Raw genomic sequence first — 636 nt, forward strand, 5'->3', positions numbered from 1 at the left:
GTCCAAGCCGCTATCAAAGAAAGGAAAGGTGATTTATATGGCGAAGAAAGCCAATGATTTAGCACATACAAAGTGGATGTGCAAATACCATATCGTCTTCACCCCTAAGTATAGACGAAAAGTCATTTATAATCAATATAAAGAGGATTTGCGAGATATATTAAAGCAACTCTGTAGCTATAAAGGAGTAGAAATATTGGAAGGAAAATTGATGCCGGACCATGTACATATGCTGGTAGCAATCCCGCCTAAATATAGTGTATCCAGTTTCATGGGCTATTTAAAGGGAAAAAGTGCATTAATGATGTTCGACCGACATGCAAATCTAAAGTATAAGTTCGGAAACAGACACTTTTGGTCGGAAGGATATTACGTAAGCACAGTGGGTTTAAATGAAGACACCATACGTAAGTATATCAAAGAACAAGAGAGATACGATCAAATGGTGGATAAATTAAGTGTAAAAGAGTACGAGGACCCTTTTAAGGGTTAGTCGGTATTACGAAGGCCCCTTCAGGGGCGGCAACGAGTCAAAAGCATAGGGGCTTGGAACAAGCCAGCGCCTTGAGACGCTGGCCTGGTACCAAAGGGTTTTACCCGTTCACCGAGCCACCCGTTTTACGGGTGGCGGCGACT

The 636-nt window shown here is 42.1% G+C and carries 1 protein-coding gene; it reads left to right on the forward strand.

The features are described from left to right. Nucleotides 1-37: 37 nt before the first annotated feature. Nucleotides 38-493: an IS200/IS605 family transposase gene (tnpA, locus tag DWX59_RS28470; RefSeq protein ID WP_117563485.1), complete on the forward strand. Its 456-nt coding sequence runs from the start codon at nucleotides 38-40 to the stop codon at nucleotides 491-493. The last annotated feature ends 143 nt before the right edge of the window (nucleotides 494-636 follow it).

Origin of the sequence: Enterocloster aldenensis (assembly GCF_003434055.1) — a bacterium.
Lineage (GTDB): Bacteria > Bacillota > Clostridia > Lachnospirales > Lachnospiraceae > Enterocloster > Enterocloster aldenensis.

Coding starts and splice junctions, on each gene's coding strand:
- tnpA (WP_117563485.1), top strand. CDS start 38: ATGGCGAAGAAAGCCAATGATTTAGCACATACAAAGTGGATGTGCAAA.